Genomic DNA, 18188 nt, shown 5'->3' with positions numbered 1-18188 from the left:
TTACCAGCGGGCAACGCCACCGTCGCTACGTGGGTCGCTGCCGCCTTCCAGCATGCCGTTGCAGTGCCGGAGGATTGCCCCGGCATGCCCCATGAGGTCGTCATAAGGGGGGTAAATATCGACGTCATGGCCGTACTGTTTGAGGGTGTCGGTAGTCGCCGCTCTAAGGCGGCTTTCAATCTTAAGCGTATCGCTGCTTTCTCCCCAGGTGCGCCCTAACAGCCAGCGCGGAGCGGCCACGGCCGCCTGCGGGGTCATATTCTGGTGGAGAATGCGGTCAAAGATCGCCGCCAGCGTCTGCGGCTGACCATCTCCACCCATGCTGCCGTACACCAGCACGTCGCCGTTGGCCAGACGCGCCAGCCCTGGGTTGAGGGTATGGAACGGTAGGCGGCCCGGCTGTAATGGGTTGGTGGCGTTCGGATCAAGCGAAAAGCTGCTGCCGCGGTTTTGCCAGATGATGCCGCTATCGGCGAGGATCACCGCACTGCCAAACTCATGATAAATGCTCTGGATAAAGCTAACGGCGGTGCCGGAACTGTCGATAACCCCCATCCAGATGGTGTCCGCAGGCCCGCGCCCTTTGCCCCAGGCCTGTGCCCGGTCGGGCACAATCTGTGCGCTAAGCTGAGCGATACTGTCTGCCGTCAGCAGCGACTGTGGGTCGAGGGTCATATGGGCCGGATCGGTGATATGGCGATCGCGCAGGGTGAACGCCAGTTTGGTTGCTTCGACGCAAAGGTGGACAAAATCGGCTTCGTCGGCAATAGCCCCCTTTTTACGCTGCTGCTCGATAATGCCGGTAATCAGCAGCGAGACCAGGCCCTGCGACGGTGGCGGCAGGTTATAAACCGTCCCAATCTCCGTTTCCAGCGCCAGCGGTTTCACCCGCGCCGCGCGAAAAGCGTCAAAGTCGCTAAAGCGCAGCAGGCTTCCAGCCGCCTCCAGTTCGCAGGCAATCAGTCTGGCCGTTTCACCATGGTAAAAATCACTCAGTCCGTGAGTTGCCAACCGCTCCAGAGTGTTAGCGAGCGCAGGTTGAAGCAGCAGATCGTCGGGACCAAGCGCCTGACCTTCTGGTGCAAACAGGCTGCGAAAACCGGGGTACTGACCGAGATGTGGCAAACGCGCGGTGATTTGTTGATGCAGCCCTTCGCTCACCGGTACGCCATGACGCGCATAGTGGATGGCATCGTTCAGCAGGCGCGTTAGCGGCAGCGGCGCGTTGCCTCTCTGCTCCCCTGCCCACTCCAGCGCACGTTCCCAACCGCCCACCGTACCAGCGACGGTATTGGCCGCCAACGGGCTGCGCACCGGAACCTGCTCGTAGCCCGCCTGACGATAAAAATCGATATTCGCATTCTCTGCCGCAAAGCCGCAGGCCTGGATCGCCACCGGTGCTTCACCCGGCTTTGAGATTAACCAGAATCCATCGCCGCCGATGCCGTTCATATGCGGGTAAACCACCGCAATGGTCGCCGCTGCCGCCACCATCGCCTCAACCGCATTACCGCCATCACGCAAAACGGCCACCGCGCTTTCCGCGGCCAGCGAGTGCGGCGCAACGGCCATGCCCTGCATACATTTAGCTGATTGGATTTGAGTCATCGTCTGCACCTTGCCTACATGAGTGTATACACTGATGTAGGCACAAAACGTGCCAACTGTTATTTTTGTTAATTATCTTGGAGTTATGTAAACCAAAGGGAAAAAGAGAAGGTTAACGCGGGGCAATGTCCGCACCGAAGCGGTGCTGATGTGAGCTGATGGTGCGCATTAAAAAAGCAAAAACCCTGCCGAAGCAGGGTTTGTGTCGTTTTGATAAATGCCGTCAGGACGGCGAATAATCAGAACGGGATATCGTCGTCGAAGTCCATCGGTGGTTCGTTAGACGGTGCCGGAGCGGACTGCTGCTGCGGACGAGACTGCGCGCCGCCGCTGAACTGGTTGCCGCCCTGTGGCTGCTGAGGCTGGCCCCAACCGCCCTGCTGCTGCTGGCCGCCACCTGCTGGTGCACCGCCGCCCTGACGGCCACCCAGCATCTGCATGGTGCCGCCAACGTTAACCACGACTTCGGTGGTGTATTTTTCAGCACCGGACTGATCGGTCCATTTACGGGTACGCAGCTGGCCTTCAATGTAGACCTGAGAGCCTTTACGCAGGTATTCGCCTGCTACTTCCGCCAGCTTGCCGAACAGCACAACGCGGTGCCATTCAGTCTGCTCTTTCATTTCACCGGTCGCTTTGTCGCGCCAGGATTCGGAAGTCGCCAGCGTAATGTTGGCAACTGCGCCACCATTCGGCATGTAGCGTACTTCCGGGTCCTGGCCCAGGTTACCGACGAGAATCACCTTGTTTACGCCTCTGCTGGCCATGTTTGTCTCTCCTGAAATATGAATCTTGATTAAGTGTAAACGCGCCAGTGTATCATTTCCAGACGGTATTTTGGTAGCTGCGAGACAGATTCCACTAAACATCTTATCCCGCTGCAATTTTCATCAGCATCCAGAATCGGCATTCCAATACTGTATATTCATTCAGGTTAAGTTGTGTCATAATTAGCCGTTTCTGCCGTTTGTCCTTCTAACAAACCAGGCAATCCGTGTATCTCCTCTACCGGGAAAGGTGAATGGATAAGATCGAAGTTCGGGGCGCCCGCACCCATAATCTCAAAAATATCAACCTCGTCATCCCTCGCGACAAACTGATTGTTGTGACCGGGCTGTCCGGGTCTGGCAAATCCTCACTGGCTTTTGACACTCTTTACGCCGAGGGGCAGCGTCGCTATGTAGAATCGCTTTCTGCCTATGCGCGCCAGTTCCTGTCGCTGATGGAAAAGCCGGATGTCGATCATATTGAAGGGCTGTCGCCTGCGATTTCTATCGAGCAGAAGTCGACGTCACACAACCCGCGTTCGACGGTCGGTACCATTACCGAAATTCACGACTACCTGCGTTTGCTTTACGCTCGCGTAGGCGAGCCGCGCTGCCCGGATCACGATGTGCCGCTGGCGGCGCAAACCGTCAGCCAGATGGTCGATAACGTGCTGTCGCAGCCGGAAGGTAAACGCCTGATGCTGTTGGCCCCGATCATTAAAGAGCGTAAGGGTGAGCACACCAAAACGCTGGAAAACCTGGCAAGCCAGGGCTATATCCGCGCGCGTATCGACGGTGAAGTCTGTGACCTTTCCGATCCACCGAAGCTCGAGCTGCAGAAGAAACACACCATCGAAGTGGTGATTGACCGCTTTAAAGTACGCGATGACCTGACGCAGCGTCTGGCGGAATCGTTTGAAACCGCACTGGAGCTCTCCGGCGGCACGGCGGTGGTCGCCGATATGGACGACCCGAAAGCGGAAGAGCTGCTGTTCTCCGCCAACTTCGCCTGCCCTATCTGCGGCTACAGCATGCGCGAGCTTGAACCACGCCTGTTCTCGTTCAACAACCCGGCGGGCGCGTGTCCAACCTGTGACGGCCTCGGCGTGCAGCAGTATTTCGACCCTGACCGCGTGATCCAGAATCCAGAGCTGTCGCTGGCCGGCGGCGCGATTCGCGGCTGGGATCGTCGTAACTTCTATTACTTCCAGATGCTCAAATCGCTGGCAGAACACTACGAATTCGACGTTGAAGCACCGTGGGAAAGCCTTGATGCCGCTGCGCAGAAAGCGATTCTCTACGGCTCCGGTAAAGAGTCGATTGAATTCAAATACATTAACGACCGTGGCGATACGTCCGTGCGCCGCCATCCGTTCGAAGGCGTGCTGCACAACATGGAGCGCCGCTATAAAGAGACGGAATCCAGCGCGGTACGCGAGGAGCTGGCGAAGTTCATCAGCAACCGTCCGTGTGCCAGCTGCGACGGCACCCGCCTGCGTCGCGAAGCGCGTCACGTATACGTTGAAAATACGCCGCTGCCAACCATCTCCGACATGAGCATCGGTCACGCGATGGACTTCTTCAATAACCTGAAGCTCTCCGGCCAGCGCGCGCAAATTGCAGAAAAAGTACTGAAAGAGATCGGTGACCGTCTGAAGTTCCTGGTCAACGTCGGCCTCAATTACCTGACGCTTTCCCGCTCCGCAGAGACCCTCTCCGGCGGCGAGGCGCAGCGTATCCGTCTGGCAAGCCAGATTGGCGCGGGGCTGGTTGGCGTGATGTACGTGCTGGATGAGCCGTCTATCGGCCTGCACCAGCGCGACAACGAACGTCTGCTCGGCACGCTGATTCACCTGCGCAACCTCGGCAATACGGTGATTGTGGTCGAGCACGACGAAGACGCCATTCGCGCCGCCGACCACGTTATCGATATTGGCCCAGGCGCGGGGGTTCACGGTGGCCAGGTGGTCGCTGAAGGGACGCTGGACGACATTATGGCGGTGCCAGAGTCGTTAACCGGGCAGTTCATGAGCGGCAAACGCAAAATTGAAGTGCCGAAAAACCGCGTGCCGGCAAACCCGGAAAAAGTGCTTAAGCTGACGGGCGCCACGGGTAATAACCTGAAAGACGTGACCCTGACGCTACCGGTCGGTCTGTTTACCTGCATCACCGGCGTTTCCGGTTCCGGTAAATCGACGCTGATTAACGACACGCTGTTCCCGATTGCCCAGACCCAGTTAAACGGCGCCACCATCGCTGAACCGGCACCATACCGCGACGTTCAGGGGCTGGAGCATTTCGATAAAGTTATCGATATAGACCAGAGCCCGATTGGCCGTACTCCGCGTTCCAACCCGGCTACCTACACCGGTGTCTTTACGCCAGTGCGTGAGCTGTTTGCGGGCGTGCCGGAATCGCGTTCACGCGGCTATACGCCAGGCCGTTTCAGCTTTAACGTCCGTGGCGGTCGCTGCGAAGCCTGTCAGGGCGATGGCGTCATCAAAGTCGAAATGCACTTCCTGCCGGATATCTATGTGCCGTGCGATCAGTGCAAAGGCAAACGCTATAACCGCGAAACGCTGGAGATTAAGTACAAGGGCAAGACTATCCACGAAGTGCTGGATATGACCATTGAAGAGGCACGTGAGTTCTTCGATGCCGTTCCGGCGCTGGCGCGTAAGCTGCAAACGCTGATGGACGTTGGCCTGACCTACATCCGTCTCGGCCAATCGGCCACCACGCTCTCCGGCGGGGAAGCCCAGCGCGTGAAGCTGGCGCGCGAGCTGTCAAAACGCGGCACCGGTCAAACGCTCTATATTCTGGACGAACCAACCACCGGCCTGCACTTTGCTGACATCCAGCAACTGCTGGAAGTGCTGCATCAACTGAGAGATCAGGGCAACACCATTGTGGTTATCGAGCACAACCTGGACGTGATTAAGACCGCGGACTGGATTGTCGATCTCGGTCCAGAAGGCGGCAGCGGCGGCGGTGAAATCCTCGTTTCCGGTACGCCAGAAACGGTGGCGAACTGCGAAGCCTCGCACACGGCACGCTTCCTGAAGCCTCTGCTGGGTTAATCACGAGTACATCTGCTGTCGGAGCGTTTCCGGCAGCAGATCCACCGCCAGCTGATACGACGCATCCACCAGATAGTAAATTTGTGAGCTTGGCAGCGAACCATCCAGGTAGATGGTGCTCCAGTGCGCTTTATTGAGATGGCGGCTTGGGCGAACGTCTTTATGCTGCTGGCGCAGCAGTTCTGCCAGTTCGGGGCTAGTTTTCAGCGACACCGCCGGGCGGTCTTCCACATCCTTCACCATCGCAAACAGCACGTCGGCCACTTTAATTTGTGTTGCTTTCCAGTCGCTGTGTACGCTCTGTTCCGCGCCACGCTTCGCCATGCAGTACTGCAGAAGATCCGAACTGGTCATCATTTTATACTCCTCAGTCTCGCCAACCACGCTGTGCAAAAAAGCATCATCTCAGTGTGCAACAAGACGCCGAAAGGATAAACCTTTCAGCGCCTGATTTTGACTAAAAAAGCATCATTTATTGGTAGGGCGTTAGTACTCGGAGTTAACGATCACTTCTTCGTTAAACGCACCGGCCTGCGGCAGCGGGCGATAGGTCGAGTTAGAGGCGCGCAGGACGCGGATACCGCGGGCTCCCACTTCACGCGCTGCGGTGATGTCGTTATCGGAATCACCGTAGAACACCCTGATGTTCTTCTCTTTCAGCCACTGGGTCTTAGTGTTCTGACCTGGGTGGTCACCGGCAAAAATCACCGGGTTCATGTTCGCACCGGGGATCAGGAAATCATCCTGCAGCGTTTTGGAGACGGTTTCGGTTTTGGTCTGGCTACGACCGGTCACGAAGTAAATACTGTCGCCGCGCTTCACGTGCATCGCAATGAGCGAACGGGCCACTTCTTTCGGGATGCTGAAGGCGTCCCAGCCGTTATTCATTTTTTCCCAGAACTCCGGGTTCTTCAGGTAGTCCTGGCTGTCCGGGGAGTAGGTTCTTTGCCCGCGCCAGAAGCCTGGGCTTGAGAACAGCACGGTGTCGTCGATATCAAAACCGACCGCCATTGGCGGATGGCCCATCAGGCTGTTTTCAATTTGCGCCACGGAAACCCAGTGGATAGGAGCCTGTTCGGCCAGCTTCGCAACGTCGGTACCTGGATAGATTGGAGAAGGTGACGAGGCGTGAGCCGTCACCGAAGCATTCAGTGCAAATAACAAGCAGACGGCACTGAGAGCTTGCGTGATCTTGCGCATGTTTTCCCTTAATTCGTCGAGTCGTTATTGTAATAAAGTGAGTGTTGCTTCAAATAAAAGCACTGCGACCTTACCGTCTGAGGGATACGATTGAAAGGTTTATCTCAGAATAATCCTGAAAAAAGTAAGGGGATCACAGTTTAGTGCTTTGAAATGACGCTGGCTCAGAATATACCTCCGAGCCAGCGTGAGTGCTTACTTACATCACTGCAGCAAACGCTTTTGCCACGCGCTGCACGTTGCGGCTGTTGAGGCCCGCCACGCACATACGGCCGCTGGCAATCAGGTAGACGCCAAACTCATCGCGCAGACGATCGACCTGCGCGGCGCTCAGTCCGGTGTAGCTGAACATGCCGCGCTGCTTGAGCAGATAATCGAAGTTACCGTTCGGCATCTCTTCTTTCAGCACGTTCACCAGCGCCTGACGCATGTCCAGAATGCGGGTGCGCATCCCTTCCACTTCCGCCAGCCAGTTGGCTTTCAGCTCGGCATCTCCGAGCACGGCAGCCACAATCTGCGCGCCAAAGTTCGGCGGGCTGGAGTAGTTGCGGCGCACGGTCGCTTTCAGCTGACCCAATACGCGCAGCGCGGTGTCGTTATCTTCACAGATAATCGACAAGCCGCCAACGCGTTCGCCGTAGAGGGAGAAGATTTTGGAGAACGAGTTGCTGACCAGCGCTGGCAGGCCGGCGTCGGCAATCGCGCGGATCGCGTAGGCATCGTCGTCCATGCCCGCGCCAAAGCCCTGGTAGGCGATGTCGAGGAACGGAATCAGGTCACGCGCTTTCAGCACATCCACCACGCCGTCCCACTGCTCATGCGTCAGATCTGCGCCGGTTGGGTTGTGGCAGCACGGATGCAGCAGCACGATGCTGCGCGCTGGCAGTGTGTTCAGCGTTTCCAGCAGCGCATCATAGCGCACGCCGTTGGTATCGTTGTCGAACCACGGATAGGTACCGACCTTGAAGCCTGCGCCTTCAAAAATCGCGATATGGTTTTCCCAGGTTGGGTCGCTGACCCAGACGCCGGAATCCGGGAAATAGCGCTTAAGGAAATCTGCACCTACCTTCAGCGCGCCAGAGCCGCCCAGCGTCTGGATGGTTGCTACGCGCTGCTGCTGGAGAACCGGGTGATCGGCGCCAAACAGCAGCGGAGCCACAGTATGGCGATAGCTGTTCAGCCCTTCCATCGGCAGATACAGCGACGCGCCGTGCGGCTGCGCGTTAAGGCGCGCTTCGGCCTCGGCCACCGCCTGAAGCTGCGGAATAATGCCGTCTTCGTTGTAGTACAGGCCGATGCTGAGGTTAACTTTGTCGCTGCGCGGATCTTCTTTAAAGCGTTCCATTAAAGAAAGGATAGGGTCGCCCGCATAGGCGTCAACTTTTTGAAACACGCGATGGTTCTCCAGGTTTACAGAAGGCAGGAAATAACACAATAAACCGGATGGGGAGGAAGGTCGAGCGGTAGTTGGTGGGTTTTTCCCGGCGTCGCGTTGCTCGGCCAGGCTACGTTTACATTGTAGCCCGGCCGAACGCAGTGACGCCGGGGAATAGCGGCGTAAAACTAATCGATATACTTCATCGCCACCCGCGACGTCAGGCGTGTAATAAGTTCGTAAGCACTCACTTTTGTGATTTCAGCAATGCGTTCAACCGGCAGACCTTCGCCCCACATAATCACTTCATCACCGGTTTTATCCTCGGCGTTCGGGCCCAAATCAACGCAGACCATATCCATCGCCACGCGGCCCACAATCGGCACTTCACGACCGTTGACCAGCACGGGCGTACAGGACGGTGCCGCGCGCGGGTAACCGTCGCCGTAGCCCATCGCCACCACGCCGAGGCGAGTATCACGTTCGCTGACCCAGGTGCCGCCGTAGCCAACCGGTTCACCGGCTTTATGCTCGCGCACGGCAATCAGGCTGGAGGTCAGCGACATCACCGGCTGCATGCCGAAGTCCGGGCCCCACGGTTTCTGCTCCAGCGGAGAGACGCCGTAGAGAATGATGCCAGGGCGCGCCCAATCGAAGTGCGACTGCGGCCACAGCAGAATGCCGCCAGATGCCGCGATAGAACGCAGGCCCGGCTTGTCGTCGGTAAAGGCGGTGAAAATGGCGAGCTGTTTTTCCGTAGCGCCGCATTCCGGTTCGTCGGCACGGGCAAAGTGGCTGACTACGTTAACCGGCTGACGCACGTTTTTGCACTGGCTCAGGCGCTGATAGAACGCATCAGCATCTTCCGGGAGAACGCCCAGACGGTGCATGCCGGTGTCGAGCTTCATCCACACGGTGACCGGTTCGCTGATGTCGGCAGTTTCCAGCGCTTCAAGCTGTTCGATGTTATGTACGGCGGTATGCAGATGCTGCGCGGCAATCGTCGGCAGGTCGGTCGCATTGAAGAAACCTTCCAGCAACAGGATCGGCTGGGTAATGCCGCCCTCACGCAGGCGCAGCGCCTCTTCAAGACGGGCAACGCCAAAAGCATCGGCGTCGGGGAGCGTTCGCGCGGTCTCGAGGAGGCCGTGTCCGTAAGCGTTCGCTTTCACCACCGCAACCAGCTTGCTGGCAGGTGCCAGTTCACGCAGACGTTGCAGGTTGTGTCGCAGAGCGCGGCGGTTAATGACTACAGTTGCCGCTTGCATTTGTGTTCCTTGGTATAAGTTTGCTGATTCAGCGTTGTTATTCGTCGTCGTACTGCGGGCCAGCGTAGTTATCGAAGCGCGACCATTGACCGTTAAACGTCAGACGTACCGTACCGATTGGGCCGTTACGCTGTTTACCGATAATAATCTCGGCGATGCCTTTTAAGTCACTGTTTTCGTGATAAACCTCATCACGGTAGATAAACATGATTAAGTCGGCATCCTGCTCGATGGAGCCGGATTCACGCAGGTCGGAGTTGACCGGGCGTTTGTCCGCGCGCTGTTCCAGAGAGCGGTTAAGCTGCGACAGCGCCACCACCGGCACGTGCAGCTCTTTGGCTAACGCTTTGAGCGAGCGGGAAATTTCGGCGATCTCCAGCGTACGGTTGTCGGAAAGCGACGGCACGCGCATCAGCTGAAGGTAGTCGATCATGATAAGGCCGATGCCGCCGTGTTCACGGGCGATACGGCGTGCGCGAGAACGCACTTCCGTCGGCGTCAGACCGGAGGAGTCATCGATATAGATGTTTCGTTTTTCCAGCAGAATGCCCATGGTGCCGGAGATACGCGCCCAGTCTTCGTCATCGAGCTGGCCGGTACGAATACGGGTCTGGTCGACGCGCGATAGCGATGCCAGAGAACGCATCATAATTTGTTCGGATGGCATCTCGAGACTGAAGATCAGCACCGGTTTATCCTGCAACATTGCTGCGTTTTCGACGAGGTTCATCGCAAAGGTAGTTTTACCCATCGACGGACGCGCCGCCACGATGATCAGGTCCGACGGCTGTAAACCGGCGGTTTTCTTGTTGAGGTCGTCATAGCCGGTGTTCACCCCGGTGACGCCGTCATGCGGCTGCTGGAAAAGCTGTTCGATGCGCGCGACGGTAGCGTCGAGCACTTCGGTAATATTTTTCGGGCCTTCGTCTTTGTTGGCGCGACTTTCGGCGATTTTAAAGACGCGGGACTCCGCGAGATCCAACAGGTCTTCGCTGGTGCGACCCTGCGGGTCAAAGCCGGCTTCGGCAATCTCGTTGGCCACCGCAATCATTTCACGGACAACGGCACGTTCGCGGACGATATCGGCGTAAGCGCTAATGTTTGCCGCACTTGGCGTGTTTTTGGAGAGTTCTGCCAGATAGGCAAACCCGCCAACGCTGTCCAGTTGCCCCTGGCGCTCCAGCGATTCCGCGAGCGTAATCAGGTCAATCGGGCTACCGCCTTCCTGCAAACGCCCCATCTCCGTAAAGATATGACGGTGCGGGCGGGTATAAAAATCTTCCGCCACCACGCGCTCGGCAACATCGTCCCAGCGCTCGTTGTCCAGCATTAGCCCGCCCAACACCGATTGTTCCGCTTCAATCGAGTGCGGCGGTACTTTCAGCCCGTCTACCTGAAAATCGCGGACGCGAGGTTCGGTTTGCGGTTTGTTGAAGGGTTTATTTGCTGCCATAGTGAATGGTATTACCGAGATAAAGAGTGGGTCGAAAGATTACCACATAATCGTTCTGGAGGAAGCATGGCAACCCGTATTGAATTTAGCAAACATGGCGGCCCGGAAGTGCTAAACGCCGTTGAATTCACCCCATCCGCCCCTGGTGAAAACGACGTTCAGGTGGAAAACAAAGCCATCGGTATCAACTATATCGACACCTACATTCGCAGCGGGCTGTACCCGCCGCCGTCAATGCCGAGCGGTTTAGGCACCGAAGCAGCGGGTGTGGTCAGCCAGGTCGGCAGCAACGTGAAGCACATCAAGGCGGGCGATCGCGTGGTCTACGCGCAGTCCGGGCTTGGCGCTTACAGCTCGGTGCATAACGTCCCGGCGGATAAGGTCGCCCTGCTTCCAGCGGCTATCTCCTATGAGCAGGCCGCCGCCTCGTTCCTCAAGGGCTTAACCGTCTTCTATCTGCTGCGTAAAACCTACGAAATCAAACCCGGCGAAGCGTTCCTGTTCCATGCCGCCGCAGGCGGCGTAGGGCTGATTGCCTGCCAGTGGGCGAAAGCATTAGGGGCGAAGCTTATCGGTACCGTCGGCAGCGCGGAGAAAGCGCAGCGTGCGCTCGCGGCCGGTGCCTGGCAGGTGATTAACTATCGCGATGAGAACATTGCCGAGCGCGTCAAAGAGCTAACCGGTGGGAAAAAGCTGTCGGTGGTGTACGACTCGGTGGGGAAAGATACCTGGGAAGCGTCGCTGGACTGCTTGAAGCGCCGCGGGCTGATGGTCAGCTTCGGGAACTCCTCTGGTCCGGTTACCGGGGTTAACCTCGGCATTCTTAATCAAAAAGGCTCACTGTTCGCCACCCGCCCTTCCCTGAACGGCTACATCACCAACTATGACGAACTGAAAGAGGCCAGCCACGAGCTGTTCTCGCTGATTGCGAGCGGCATTATCAAAGTGGACGTGGCGGAGAGTCAGAAATACCCGCTGAAGGACGCGCGACGCGCGCATGAGGTTCTGGAGAGCCGGGCGACGCAGGGTTCAAGCCTGCTGATTCCATAGCGGTTGTATCGCACAAAAGACTAGGGCTTCCCGTAGGAAGCCCTTTCTTTTTTTAGTTCGGCTGTATGTAGGGTACAGCTCGATGAATTCGTTAACGACGGCAATAGTGACAGATTTATTACTCAAATCCTATGGGGTTTTATGCAAAATTATTGAGGTTGTGACGAGTACCTCAATACCTCCGATAATTGCCGCGATACGGCCGTTCTTTCGGTGAATTAATCGCCCGGATAATCCACACCGCCGCGACCGCGAGGATCAGCCACGGTAGTAACTTAATCATAATCGCAAACAGCCCGCCGACGAACATTAATACGGTGGCCACCACCAGCGCGGCAATAATGCCGAGCAGTGAAATCCCGGTGACCAGCAGCATCACAAAAAATCCAATCACAAATAACAGTTCCAGCATGGTGGTTCTCCCAGAATTCAAACATCACTGTCTGAACTATTACAAAAACCGTGCCAAAACTAACTTATTGATTATCAATAAAAACGCCCCGCAACGTTGTGCAGGGCGTGGTGAATTTGACCAGAATTTAGCGAAAAAATTAACGCTTATTGGCCACCAGCTGTAACGCGTGTTCCAGTACGTTGATATCGGCACCGGCTTTATGGGCGTTCTCGCTCAGGTAGCGACGCCACTGGCGTGCGCCAGGAATCCCCTGGAACAGGCCCAGCATATGGCGGGTGATATGGCCCAGATAGGTGCCGTTGCTCAGCTCGCGCTCGATGTACGGATACATGGCGCGCACCACCGCGATAGGGTCAGCGTCAACGTCGGTGGCGCCAAAGATTTCACGGTCGACCGAAGCCAGAATTCCAGGGTTCTGATAGGCTTCGCGGCCCACCATCACGCCGTCCATATGTTCCAGGTGCGCTTTAGCTTCTTCCAGCGACTTAATGCCGCCGTTGATCGACATCGTCAGGTGCGGGAAATCACGCTTGAGCTGGTAGACGCGCGGGTAGTCCAGCGGCGGAATTTCGCGATTCTCTTTAGGGCTTAAGCCGGAGAGCCAGGCTTTGCGGGCGTGAATAATAAACATCTCACACTCGCCGCGGCCGGAGACCGTGTCGATAAAATCGCAGAGGAATTCGTAGCTGTCCTGGTCGTCGATACCGATACGGGTTTTGACCGTCACCGGGACAGAGACCACATCGCGCATCGCCTTGACGCAATCCGCCACCAGCTGCGCATTGCCCATCAGGCAGGCGCCAAACATACCATTCTGCACGCGGTCGGACGGGCAGCCAACGTTGAGGTTAATTTCATCGTAGCCGCGCTCTTGCGCCAACTTCGCGCAGTGCGCCAGTGCCGCCGGGTCACTACCACCCAGCTGCAGCGCTACCGGATGCTCTTCTTCGCTATAGGCCAGATAGTCGCCCTTGCCATGAATAATCGCCCCGGTGGTCACCATTTCGGTATACAGCAGCGTGTGCTGCGACAGCAGACGCAGGAAGTAGCGGCAGTGTCTGTCGGTCCAGTCGAGCATCGGCGCGATGGAGAAACGGTGAGCGGGGAAATGGCGTTGGGATTCTGAAGACATGGCGAAGTTTTGAGCATCTGGTGAATTGGGGGCGCTACTATAGCACAGGCCGTAATCGGATACGATTCACCTTGATGTGATATCACAAAATGACATCATCAGTTAGACTTTGGCGGATGCAATACACAATGGAATGGAAGCATAAATGAGGTCATTAAACGCCAGGCACCAGAAAACACTGCAGATGATATTCTCGTTACCCACTCCAGCCACCCTGGAATGGCGAAAAATTGAGTCTCTGATTGTCGCGTTAGGTGCAAAAGTATCGGAATGGAACGGTTCTCGGGTGCGGTTCGAAATCAATCAGATTGTGGCTTCTTTCCACCGTCCCCACCCCGATAAAAAGGCAAAGGTTTACCAGGTTCGTGATGCAATGGCATTTCTTATCGCAGTAGGAGTAACTCCATGATGAATACCATGACGTACAAAGGCTATGCCGCAAAGATTGATTACAGCGACGAAGATTTATGTTTTGTCGGGCGAGTGGCAGGCATCAGGGACGTGATTGGCTTTCATGCCGATAACGTTGCTGACCTTCGTACGACCTTCGAAGAAGCCGTTGACGATTACATTGCCTATTGCGCTGAGCAAGGACGGGAACCACTGCGGCCAGCAAGTGGCAAAATCAGCCTGCGCATTTCTCCTGAGGTGCACTCCGCCATCAACGTTGCGGCAGAAGTTTCGGGGAAAAGCGTTAATCAGTGGATTAACGATGCGCTTTCCAGGGCCGCGCACGGCTAGCTGGAATCGTGGCCCCCCGGCAGCGCTTCGCCTGGACGGGCTACAGGGCCATATTACCCTGTAGCCCGGACGAGGGATGCTAATTTCGCCCAGGTTTTCCGTCGTGAGGGCCGAAAAATTGCGGCGGATGATCCACCCAGCGATCCTCCCGCGTCACGGCATATGAGGCGTTCAGCGGGTAATAGATACGGTTGTGTTTTTTGTTCGCCTCGCCCACCACCAGCAGCCGAACCTCTTCGGAAGTGTTGTTGATAAAGGTATGGCAAACGCCAGTTCCGGCAGGAAAGCCAACGCTATCCCCTGGCTGGAGCTTCCACAGATAGCCGTTGATCCACGCCTGCGGGTAGCCCTCCAGCACGTAGATAAACTCCTCTTCGTCGCTCTCCGCATGCGGATAAGAGGTGCGACGGCCTGGCGGGAGGCGCTCGTGGTGAATACCGAGATGTCGCAGCCCCAGCGCGCGGGCCAGCGGCGCACCTATAGCAAAAAGTTCATTGCTGTCGGGGTAGGTGGAGTCATCTGGTCCTTCAACATCATGCCAATGGCGAATGCAATCGGGTCTTTTCATCATTTTTCATCCTGAGTGTGAAGTACGCCTGCTATAACACACCTATAGTACACCTGCGGAAACTCGGTGTTTCCGGCATAACATGATAAAGTAGGGGTTTGTTTCACCCGTAACCCGAGGACGCCAATGGATAAGACCACTACGCAAGAACTGTTAGCGCAGGCTGAAAAGCTGTGTGCGCAACGCGGCGTGCGCCTGACTCCGCAACGTCTGGAAGTGCTGCGTCTGATGAGTCTCCAGGAAGGGGCCATTAGCGCCTACGACCTGCTCGACCTGCTGCGCGTTAAAGAGCCGCAGGCTAAGCCGCCGACCGTCTATCGCGCGCTAGAGTTTCTGCTCGAACAAGGTTTCGTGCATAAGGTGGAATCCGCTAACAGCTATGTGCTCTGTCACCTGTTCGATCAGCCCACCCATACCTCCGCCATGTTTATCTGCGATCGCTGCGGCGTGGTGAAGGAAGAGTGTGCGGAAGGGGTGGAAGACATCATGCACGCGCTGGCGGCCAAAATGGGCTTCGCTCTGCGCCATAACGTGATTGAAGCACACGGGCTGTGTTCAGCCTGCGTGGAAGTGGAAGCGTGCAGCGCTCACGAACACTGCCATCACGACCATACCATTCAGATTAAAAAGAAATCCCGCTAACGGGCGTTAAGCAGGGGGAGCGTACTTCCTTGTACGCACGGGCAGGAGGACGTTATTACCAGCGGTGGTTGTGGCGTTTATCCCAGCTATCCACCTCTTTTTCGGCCTGATCTTTCGCGTAGCCGTAGCGTTCCTGAATTTTACCGACCAGCTGATCGCGTTTGCCTTCGATCACCGTCATATCATCATCGGTCAGTTTGCCCCATTGCTCTTTCACTTTACCTTTAACCTGTTTCCAGTTACCGCCGACTTCGTCTTTATTCATCATCGAATCCTCGATCGTCAGTGAGTGAATAGCAAAAGCGATGTTTCAGGAAGACATCTTTTTCGCTAAGCGTGAGACTAATTGTAGTCAGTCATTCTGGTGCCGTTTCATTATTCGGAATCTTTAACCATACTGTCAGGCAAACCAGCTGTTGTTTTTCCAGTGACGACGCCAGATAAAGGCCAGCGCCAGACCGCGCAGCGCAAGAAATACGGCGAGCGCCAGCCACAACCCGTGGTTGCCAAGCAGCGGCAGCGCAAGCATGGTAAGCGCAAACCCGGCGGCGGCCACCGCCATGCTGTTACGCATCTCCGCGCCGCGAGTGGCACCGATAAACATGCCGTCCAGCAGATAGCACCACACGCCGATCACCGGCAGCACCGCTTGCCAGAGCACGTAACGATCGGCCAACTGCTGCAGTTCAGGCAGCGAGGTTAGCAGCGCCACAATATGCTCACCCAGAAGGGCGTAAATCAGCGCAAACGCCAGCGCCACGACGCCCGCCTGGCGGCATGCCGCGCGCCAGACTTCCAGCAGCTTACTGCCGTCGCGCGCACCATAGGCCTGCCCGGAATGGGCTTCCACCGCATAGGCAAAGCCATCCAGCGCGTAGGCGGTGAAGGTCAGCATGGTCATCAGCACGGCGTTCACCGCCACCACTTCGCTGCCCAGCCGCGCGCCGAAGACGGTTACCGCACCGAAGCAGAGCTGGAGCAGCAGCGAGCGCAGCATGATGTCGCGGTTGAGCGCCAGCAGGCGGCGAAAATCGCCCTGCCAGGCCGTTTTCAGCATCGCCCACGAGATCCCGCGCATCACCAGCACCTTACGCGCCATCCCCAGACCCACCAGCAGTGTGGCATATTCGGCGATCGCCGTTGCCAGCGCCGCGCCCTGCACGTTCATGTGCAGTCCCATCACCAGCCACAGGTCGAGCACGATATTCAGCACGTTACCCACCACCAATAGCACGACCGGTGCGCGGGCGTACTGCACGCCCAGCAGCCAGCCGAGCAGCACCAGGTTCGCCAGTGATGCGGGGGCACTGAGCCAGCGGATATCGAGGAAACGCCGCGCCTGCTCCAGCACTTCTCCGCTGCCGCCAACGATGGAGAGCGCCAGGTTTATCAGCGGCGTTTTGAAAAGAATGATCAGCAATCCTGCCCCCAGCGCTAACATCAGCGGCTGTACCAGCGCGCGAGCCAGCGCCTGCGGATTTTTTGCGCCAAACGCCTGCGCCGTGAGCCCGGTAGTGCTCATGCGCAAAAACAGCAGCAGCATAAACAGGAAGCTGGTTGCCGTGGCGCCTATCGCGACGCCTCCCAGATAGACGGGACTATCGAGATGGCCAATAACGGCGGTATCCACCAGCCCCAGCAGCGGAACGGTAATGTTGGAGAAGATCATCGGCAGCGCAAGGCGCCACAGCGCCTTATCGGCGTGAGTAAGTAGCGGCATGAGTTTTGACCAGAACGAAAAAAGGCTGCGATAGCGGAAGTATCACAGCCATTAGTATGGGGAGAGAGTTACAGCCACTCGCCGTTGCGGATAACGCCAACGGCCAGTCCTTCGATGGAGAAATTCTGCTGACGCAGATCGACCACGATAGGTTTAAATTCGCTGTTTTCCGGCAGCAGTTCGACGACGTTACCCTGTTTTTTCAGGCGTTTTACCGTCACTTCTTCATCGATACGTGCGACCACAACCTGACCGTTACGTACGTCCTGAGTTTTATGCACGGCCAGCAAGTCGCCATCCATAATACCGATGTCTTTCATCGACATACCGCTCACGCGCAGCAGGAAGTCGGCGCTTGGCTTAAACAAGGACGGGTCAACCTGGTAGTGACCTTCGATGTGCTGCTGCGCCAGCAACGGTTCACCCGCCGCGACGCGGCCTACCAACGGCAGCCCCTCTTCTTCTTCTACCAGCAGGCGGATACCACGAGAAGCGCCTGAGACAATCTCAAGGACGCCTTTACGCGCCAGCGCTTTCAGGTGCTCTTCAGCCGCATTCGGGGAACGGAACCCCAAACGCTGAGCAATTTCCGCACGCGTTGGCGGCATGCCCGTCTGGCTGATGTGATCCCGGATGAGATCAAACACCTCTTGCTGCCTGGTCGTTAACGCTTTCATTCCGCCCCCTGGGTGTATATACAGTTATGCTGTGAGTATATACAGCTACTGGCTATTTTGGAACCATAAAACTCACGAAATCAGGCAGTTTTCACCGCTTTAGTGAAAATGTGACCACAGCAGGGTCGCCCAGGTGAACACCGCCACAAAAATGGACAACAGCACCGCCGCTGAACCCATGTCTTTCGCCCGACCGGAGAGCTCGTGATAGTCAGAACCGATACGGTCAACGACCGCTTCCAGTGCACTATTGAGAATTTCCACTATCATCACCAAAAGGACGGATCCGATGAGCAGGACACGGGTGATGGCATCAACATCCAGCCAGCAGGCGATAATAATCGCGATAACAGAGGCAACGCCTTCCTGGCGGAACGCCGCTTCATTGATCCACGCCGCGCGGAATCCTTTCCAGGAATAGCCCGCAGCTTTGATAATTCGGGTAATCCCAGTGGTATTATTGGCCATCTCAAGAACCTTTTTTGTTTTTAC

Annotated in this window: 19 protein-coding genes; 5 read left to right on the top strand and 14 right to left on the bottom strand. The window is 56.7% G+C overall.

The window, feature by feature from the left end:
- Together V6944_RS18480 and ssb1 are read right to left on the bottom strand one after the other, a co-directional pair.
- Complete coding sequence (locus V6944_RS18480; RefSeq protein ID WP_333500016.1) at positions 1 to 1608, bottom strand: gamma-glutamyltransferase family protein; 1608 nt, start codon at positions 1606 to 1608, stop codon at positions 1 to 3.
- A gap of 239 nt (positions 1609 to 1847) precedes the next feature.
- Positions 1848 to 2375: a single-stranded DNA-binding protein SSB1 gene (gene ssb1 / locus V6944_RS18475; protein WP_035896752.1), complete on the bottom strand. Its 528-nt coding sequence runs from the start codon at positions 2373 to 2375 to the stop codon at positions 1848 to 1850.
- Positions 2376 to 2629: 254 nt separating this feature from the next.
- Here ssb1 and uvrA point away from each other — a divergent pair, with 254 nt between their 5' ends.
- Positions 2630 to 5455 (top strand): excinuclease ABC subunit UvrA, encoded by a 2826-nt coding sequence (gene uvrA, locus V6944_RS18470; protein WP_185668459.1) that lies wholly within the window; start codon positions 2630 to 2632, stop codon positions 5453 to 5455.
- Here the strand turns inward: uvrA and V6944_RS18465 are convergent, their stop codons facing one another.
- The 5 genes from V6944_RS18465 to dnaB all read right to left on the bottom strand — a co-directional run bounded on the left by V6944_RS18465 (position 5456) and on the right by dnaB (position 10751).
- A complete protein-coding gene (locus V6944_RS18465) occupies positions 5456 to 5809 on the bottom strand; it encodes an MmcQ/YjbR family DNA-binding protein (protein ID WP_185668508.1) in 354 nt (117 codons plus the stop codon).
- A gap of 132 nt (positions 5810 to 5941) precedes the next feature.
- Positions 5942 to 6655: an acid phosphatase AphA gene (aphA, locus tag V6944_RS18460; protein ID WP_333500015.1), complete on the bottom strand. Its 714-nt coding sequence runs from the start codon at positions 6653 to 6655 to the stop codon at positions 5942 to 5944.
- Between the two features lie 199 nt (positions 6656 to 6854).
- Complete coding sequence (gene tyrB, locus V6944_RS18455; RefSeq protein WP_333500014.1) at positions 6855 to 8048, bottom strand: aromatic amino acid transaminase; 1194 nt, start codon at positions 8046 to 8048, stop codon at positions 6855 to 6857.
- Between the two features lie 170 nt (positions 8049 to 8218).
- Positions 8219 to 9298 (bottom strand): alanine racemase, encoded by a 1080-nt coding sequence (gene alr, locus V6944_RS18450; protein ID WP_333500013.1) that lies wholly within the window; start codon positions 9296 to 9298, stop codon positions 8219 to 8221.
- Positions 9299 to 9335: 37 nt separating this feature from the next.
- Positions 9336 to 10751 (bottom strand): replicative DNA helicase, encoded by a 1416-nt coding sequence (gene dnaB / locus V6944_RS18445; protein ID WP_035896759.1) that lies wholly within the window; start codon positions 10749 to 10751, stop codon positions 9336 to 9338.
- A gap of 66 nt (positions 10752 to 10817) precedes the next feature.
- On the opposite strand from dnaB, the gene V6944_RS18440 reads away from it, so the two are divergent.
- Complete coding sequence (locus tag V6944_RS18440; RefSeq protein WP_333500012.1) at positions 10818 to 11801, top strand: quinone oxidoreductase; 984 nt, start codon at positions 10818 to 10820, stop codon at positions 11799 to 11801.
- Between the two features lie 172 nt (positions 11802 to 11973).
- Here V6944_RS18440 and pspG read toward each other — a convergent pair whose 3' ends face one another.
- Both pspG and dusA read right to left on the bottom strand, forming a co-directional pair.
- A complete protein-coding gene (gene pspG / locus V6944_RS18435; RefSeq protein ID WP_035896763.1) occupies positions 11974 to 12213 on the bottom strand; it encodes an envelope stress response protein PspG in 240 nt (79 codons plus the stop codon).
- A gap of 139 nt (positions 12214 to 12352) precedes the next feature.
- Complete coding sequence (gene dusA / locus V6944_RS18430) at positions 12353 to 13348, bottom strand: tRNA dihydrouridine(20/20a) synthase DusA (protein WP_333500011.1); 996 nt, start codon at positions 13346 to 13348, stop codon at positions 12353 to 12355.
- A gap of 145 nt (positions 13349 to 13493) precedes the next feature.
- Between dusA and V6944_RS18425 the strand changes: the two genes are divergently transcribed.
- Both V6944_RS18425 and V6944_RS18420 read left to right on the top strand, forming a co-directional pair.
- A complete protein-coding gene (locus tag V6944_RS18425; RefSeq protein ID WP_333500010.1) occupies positions 13494 to 13757 on the top strand; it encodes a type II toxin-antitoxin system HicA family toxin in 264 nt (87 codons plus the stop codon).
- Positions 13754 to 14089, top strand: coding sequence for a type II toxin-antitoxin system HicB family antitoxin (locus V6944_RS18420; RefSeq protein ID WP_333500009.1), 336 nt, complete (start codon positions 13754 to 13756; stop codon positions 14087 to 14089). Before V6944_RS18425 ends, V6944_RS18420 begins: the two co-directional genes overlap by 4 nt.
- A gap of 79 nt (positions 14090 to 14168) precedes the next feature.
- Here V6944_RS18420 and V6944_RS18415 read toward each other — a convergent pair whose 3' ends face one another.
- Positions 14169 to 14657 carry a cupin domain-containing protein gene (locus tag V6944_RS18415; protein WP_035897345.1) on the bottom strand — a complete coding sequence of 163 codons (489 nt, stop codon included), beginning with the start codon at positions 14655 to 14657 and terminating at the stop codon, positions 14169 to 14171.
- Between the two features lie 126 nt (positions 14658 to 14783).
- Here V6944_RS18415 and zur point away from each other — a divergent pair, with 126 nt between their 5' ends.
- Complete coding sequence (gene zur, locus V6944_RS18410) at positions 14784 to 15299, top strand: zinc uptake transcriptional repressor Zur (RefSeq protein ID WP_035897338.1); 516 nt, start codon at positions 14784 to 14786, stop codon at positions 15297 to 15299.
- Positions 15300 to 15354: 55 nt separating this feature from the next.
- Here the strand turns inward: zur and V6944_RS18405 are convergent, their stop codons facing one another.
- The 4 genes from V6944_RS18405 to V6944_RS18390 all read right to left on the bottom strand — a co-directional run bounded on the left by V6944_RS18405 (position 15355) and on the right by V6944_RS18390 (position 18164).
- Complete coding sequence (locus V6944_RS18405; RefSeq protein WP_035897337.1) at positions 15355 to 15564, bottom strand: CsbD family protein; 210 nt, start codon at positions 15562 to 15564, stop codon at positions 15355 to 15357.
- A 135-nt stretch (positions 15565 to 15699) separates the two neighbouring features.
- Entirely contained in the window at positions 15700 to 17019 is a 1320-nt protein-coding gene (gene dinF, locus V6944_RS18400) for an MATE family efflux transporter DinF (protein ID WP_333500008.1), read from the bottom strand.
- Between the two features lie 68 nt (positions 17020 to 17087).
- Positions 17088 to 17696, bottom strand: a complete 609-nt coding sequence (gene lexA, locus V6944_RS18395) for a transcriptional repressor LexA (RefSeq protein ID WP_035897335.1) — start codon at positions 17694 to 17696, stop codon at positions 17088 to 17090.
- 99 nt (positions 17697 to 17795) lie between these two features.
- Positions 17796 to 18164: a diacylglycerol kinase gene (locus tag V6944_RS18390; protein WP_185668449.1), complete on the bottom strand. Its 369-nt coding sequence runs from the start codon at positions 18162 to 18164 to the stop codon at positions 17796 to 17798.
- Positions 18165 to 18188 lie beyond the last annotated feature (24 nt).

This window comes from Kluyvera sp. CHPC 1.2972, from assembly GCF_036759925.1.
Classification (GTDB): domain Bacteria; phylum Pseudomonadota; class Gammaproteobacteria; order Enterobacterales; family Enterobacteriaceae; genus Kluyvera.
The sequence above is the reverse complement of the archived record's forward strand: the minus strand, read 5'-3'. Positions and strand labels throughout refer to the sequence as shown.

Coding starts and splice junctions, on each gene's coding strand:
- V6944_RS18480 (WP_333500016.1), bottom strand. CDS start 1,608: ATGACTCAAATCCAATCAGCTAAATGTATGCAGGGCATGGCCGTTGCG.
- ssb1 (WP_035896752.1), bottom strand. CDS start 2,375: ATGGCCAGCAGAGGCGTAAACAAGGTGATTCTCGTCGGTAACCTGGGC.
- uvrA (WP_185668459.1), top strand. CDS start 2,630: ATGGATAAGATCGAAGTTCGGGGCGCCCGCACCCATAATCTCAAAAAT.
- V6944_RS18465 (WP_185668508.1), bottom strand. CDS start 5,809: ATGACCAGTTCGGATCTTCTGCAGTACTGCATGGCGAAGCGTGGCGCG.
- aphA (WP_333500015.1), bottom strand. CDS start 6,655: ATGCGCAAGATCACGCAAGCTCTCAGTGCCGTCTGCTTGTTATTTGCA.
- alr (WP_333500013.1), bottom strand. CDS start 9,298: ATGCAAGCGGCAACTGTAGTCATTAACCGCCGCGCTCTGCGACACAAC.
- dnaB (WP_035896759.1), bottom strand. CDS start 10,751: ATGGCAGCAAATAAACCCTTCAACAAACCGCAAACCGAACCTCGCGTC.
- V6944_RS18440 (WP_333500012.1), top strand. CDS start 10,818: ATGGCAACCCGTATTGAATTTAGCAAACATGGCGGCCCGGAAGTGCTA.
- pspG (WP_035896763.1), bottom strand. CDS start 12,213: ATGCTGGAACTGTTATTTGTGATTGGATTTTTTGTGATGCTGCTGGTC.
- dusA (WP_333500011.1), bottom strand. CDS start 13,348: ATGTCTTCAGAATCCCAACGCCATTTCCCCGCTCACCGTTTCTCCATC.
- V6944_RS18425 (WP_333500010.1), top strand. CDS start 13,494: ATGAGGTCATTAAACGCCAGGCACCAGAAAACACTGCAGATGATATTC.
- V6944_RS18420 (WP_333500009.1), top strand. CDS start 13,754: ATGATGAATACCATGACGTACAAAGGCTATGCCGCAAAGATTGATTAC.
- V6944_RS18415 (WP_035897345.1), bottom strand. CDS start 14,657: ATGAAAAGACCCGATTGCATTCGCCATTGGCATGATGTTGAAGGACCA.
- zur (WP_035897338.1), top strand. CDS start 14,784: ATGGATAAGACCACTACGCAAGAACTGTTAGCGCAGGCTGAAAAGCTG.
- V6944_RS18405 (WP_035897337.1), bottom strand. CDS start 15,564: ATGAATAAAGACGAAGTCGGCGGTAACTGGAAACAGGTTAAAGGTAAA.
- dinF (WP_333500008.1), bottom strand. CDS start 17,019: ATGCCGCTACTTACTCACGCCGATAAGGCGCTGTGGCGCCTTGCGCTG.
- lexA (WP_035897335.1), bottom strand. CDS start 17,696: ATGAAAGCGTTAACGACCAGGCAGCAAGAGGTGTTTGATCTCATCCGG.
- V6944_RS18390 (WP_185668449.1), bottom strand. CDS start 18,164: ATGGCCAATAATACCACTGGGATTACCCGAATTATCAAAGCTGCGGGC.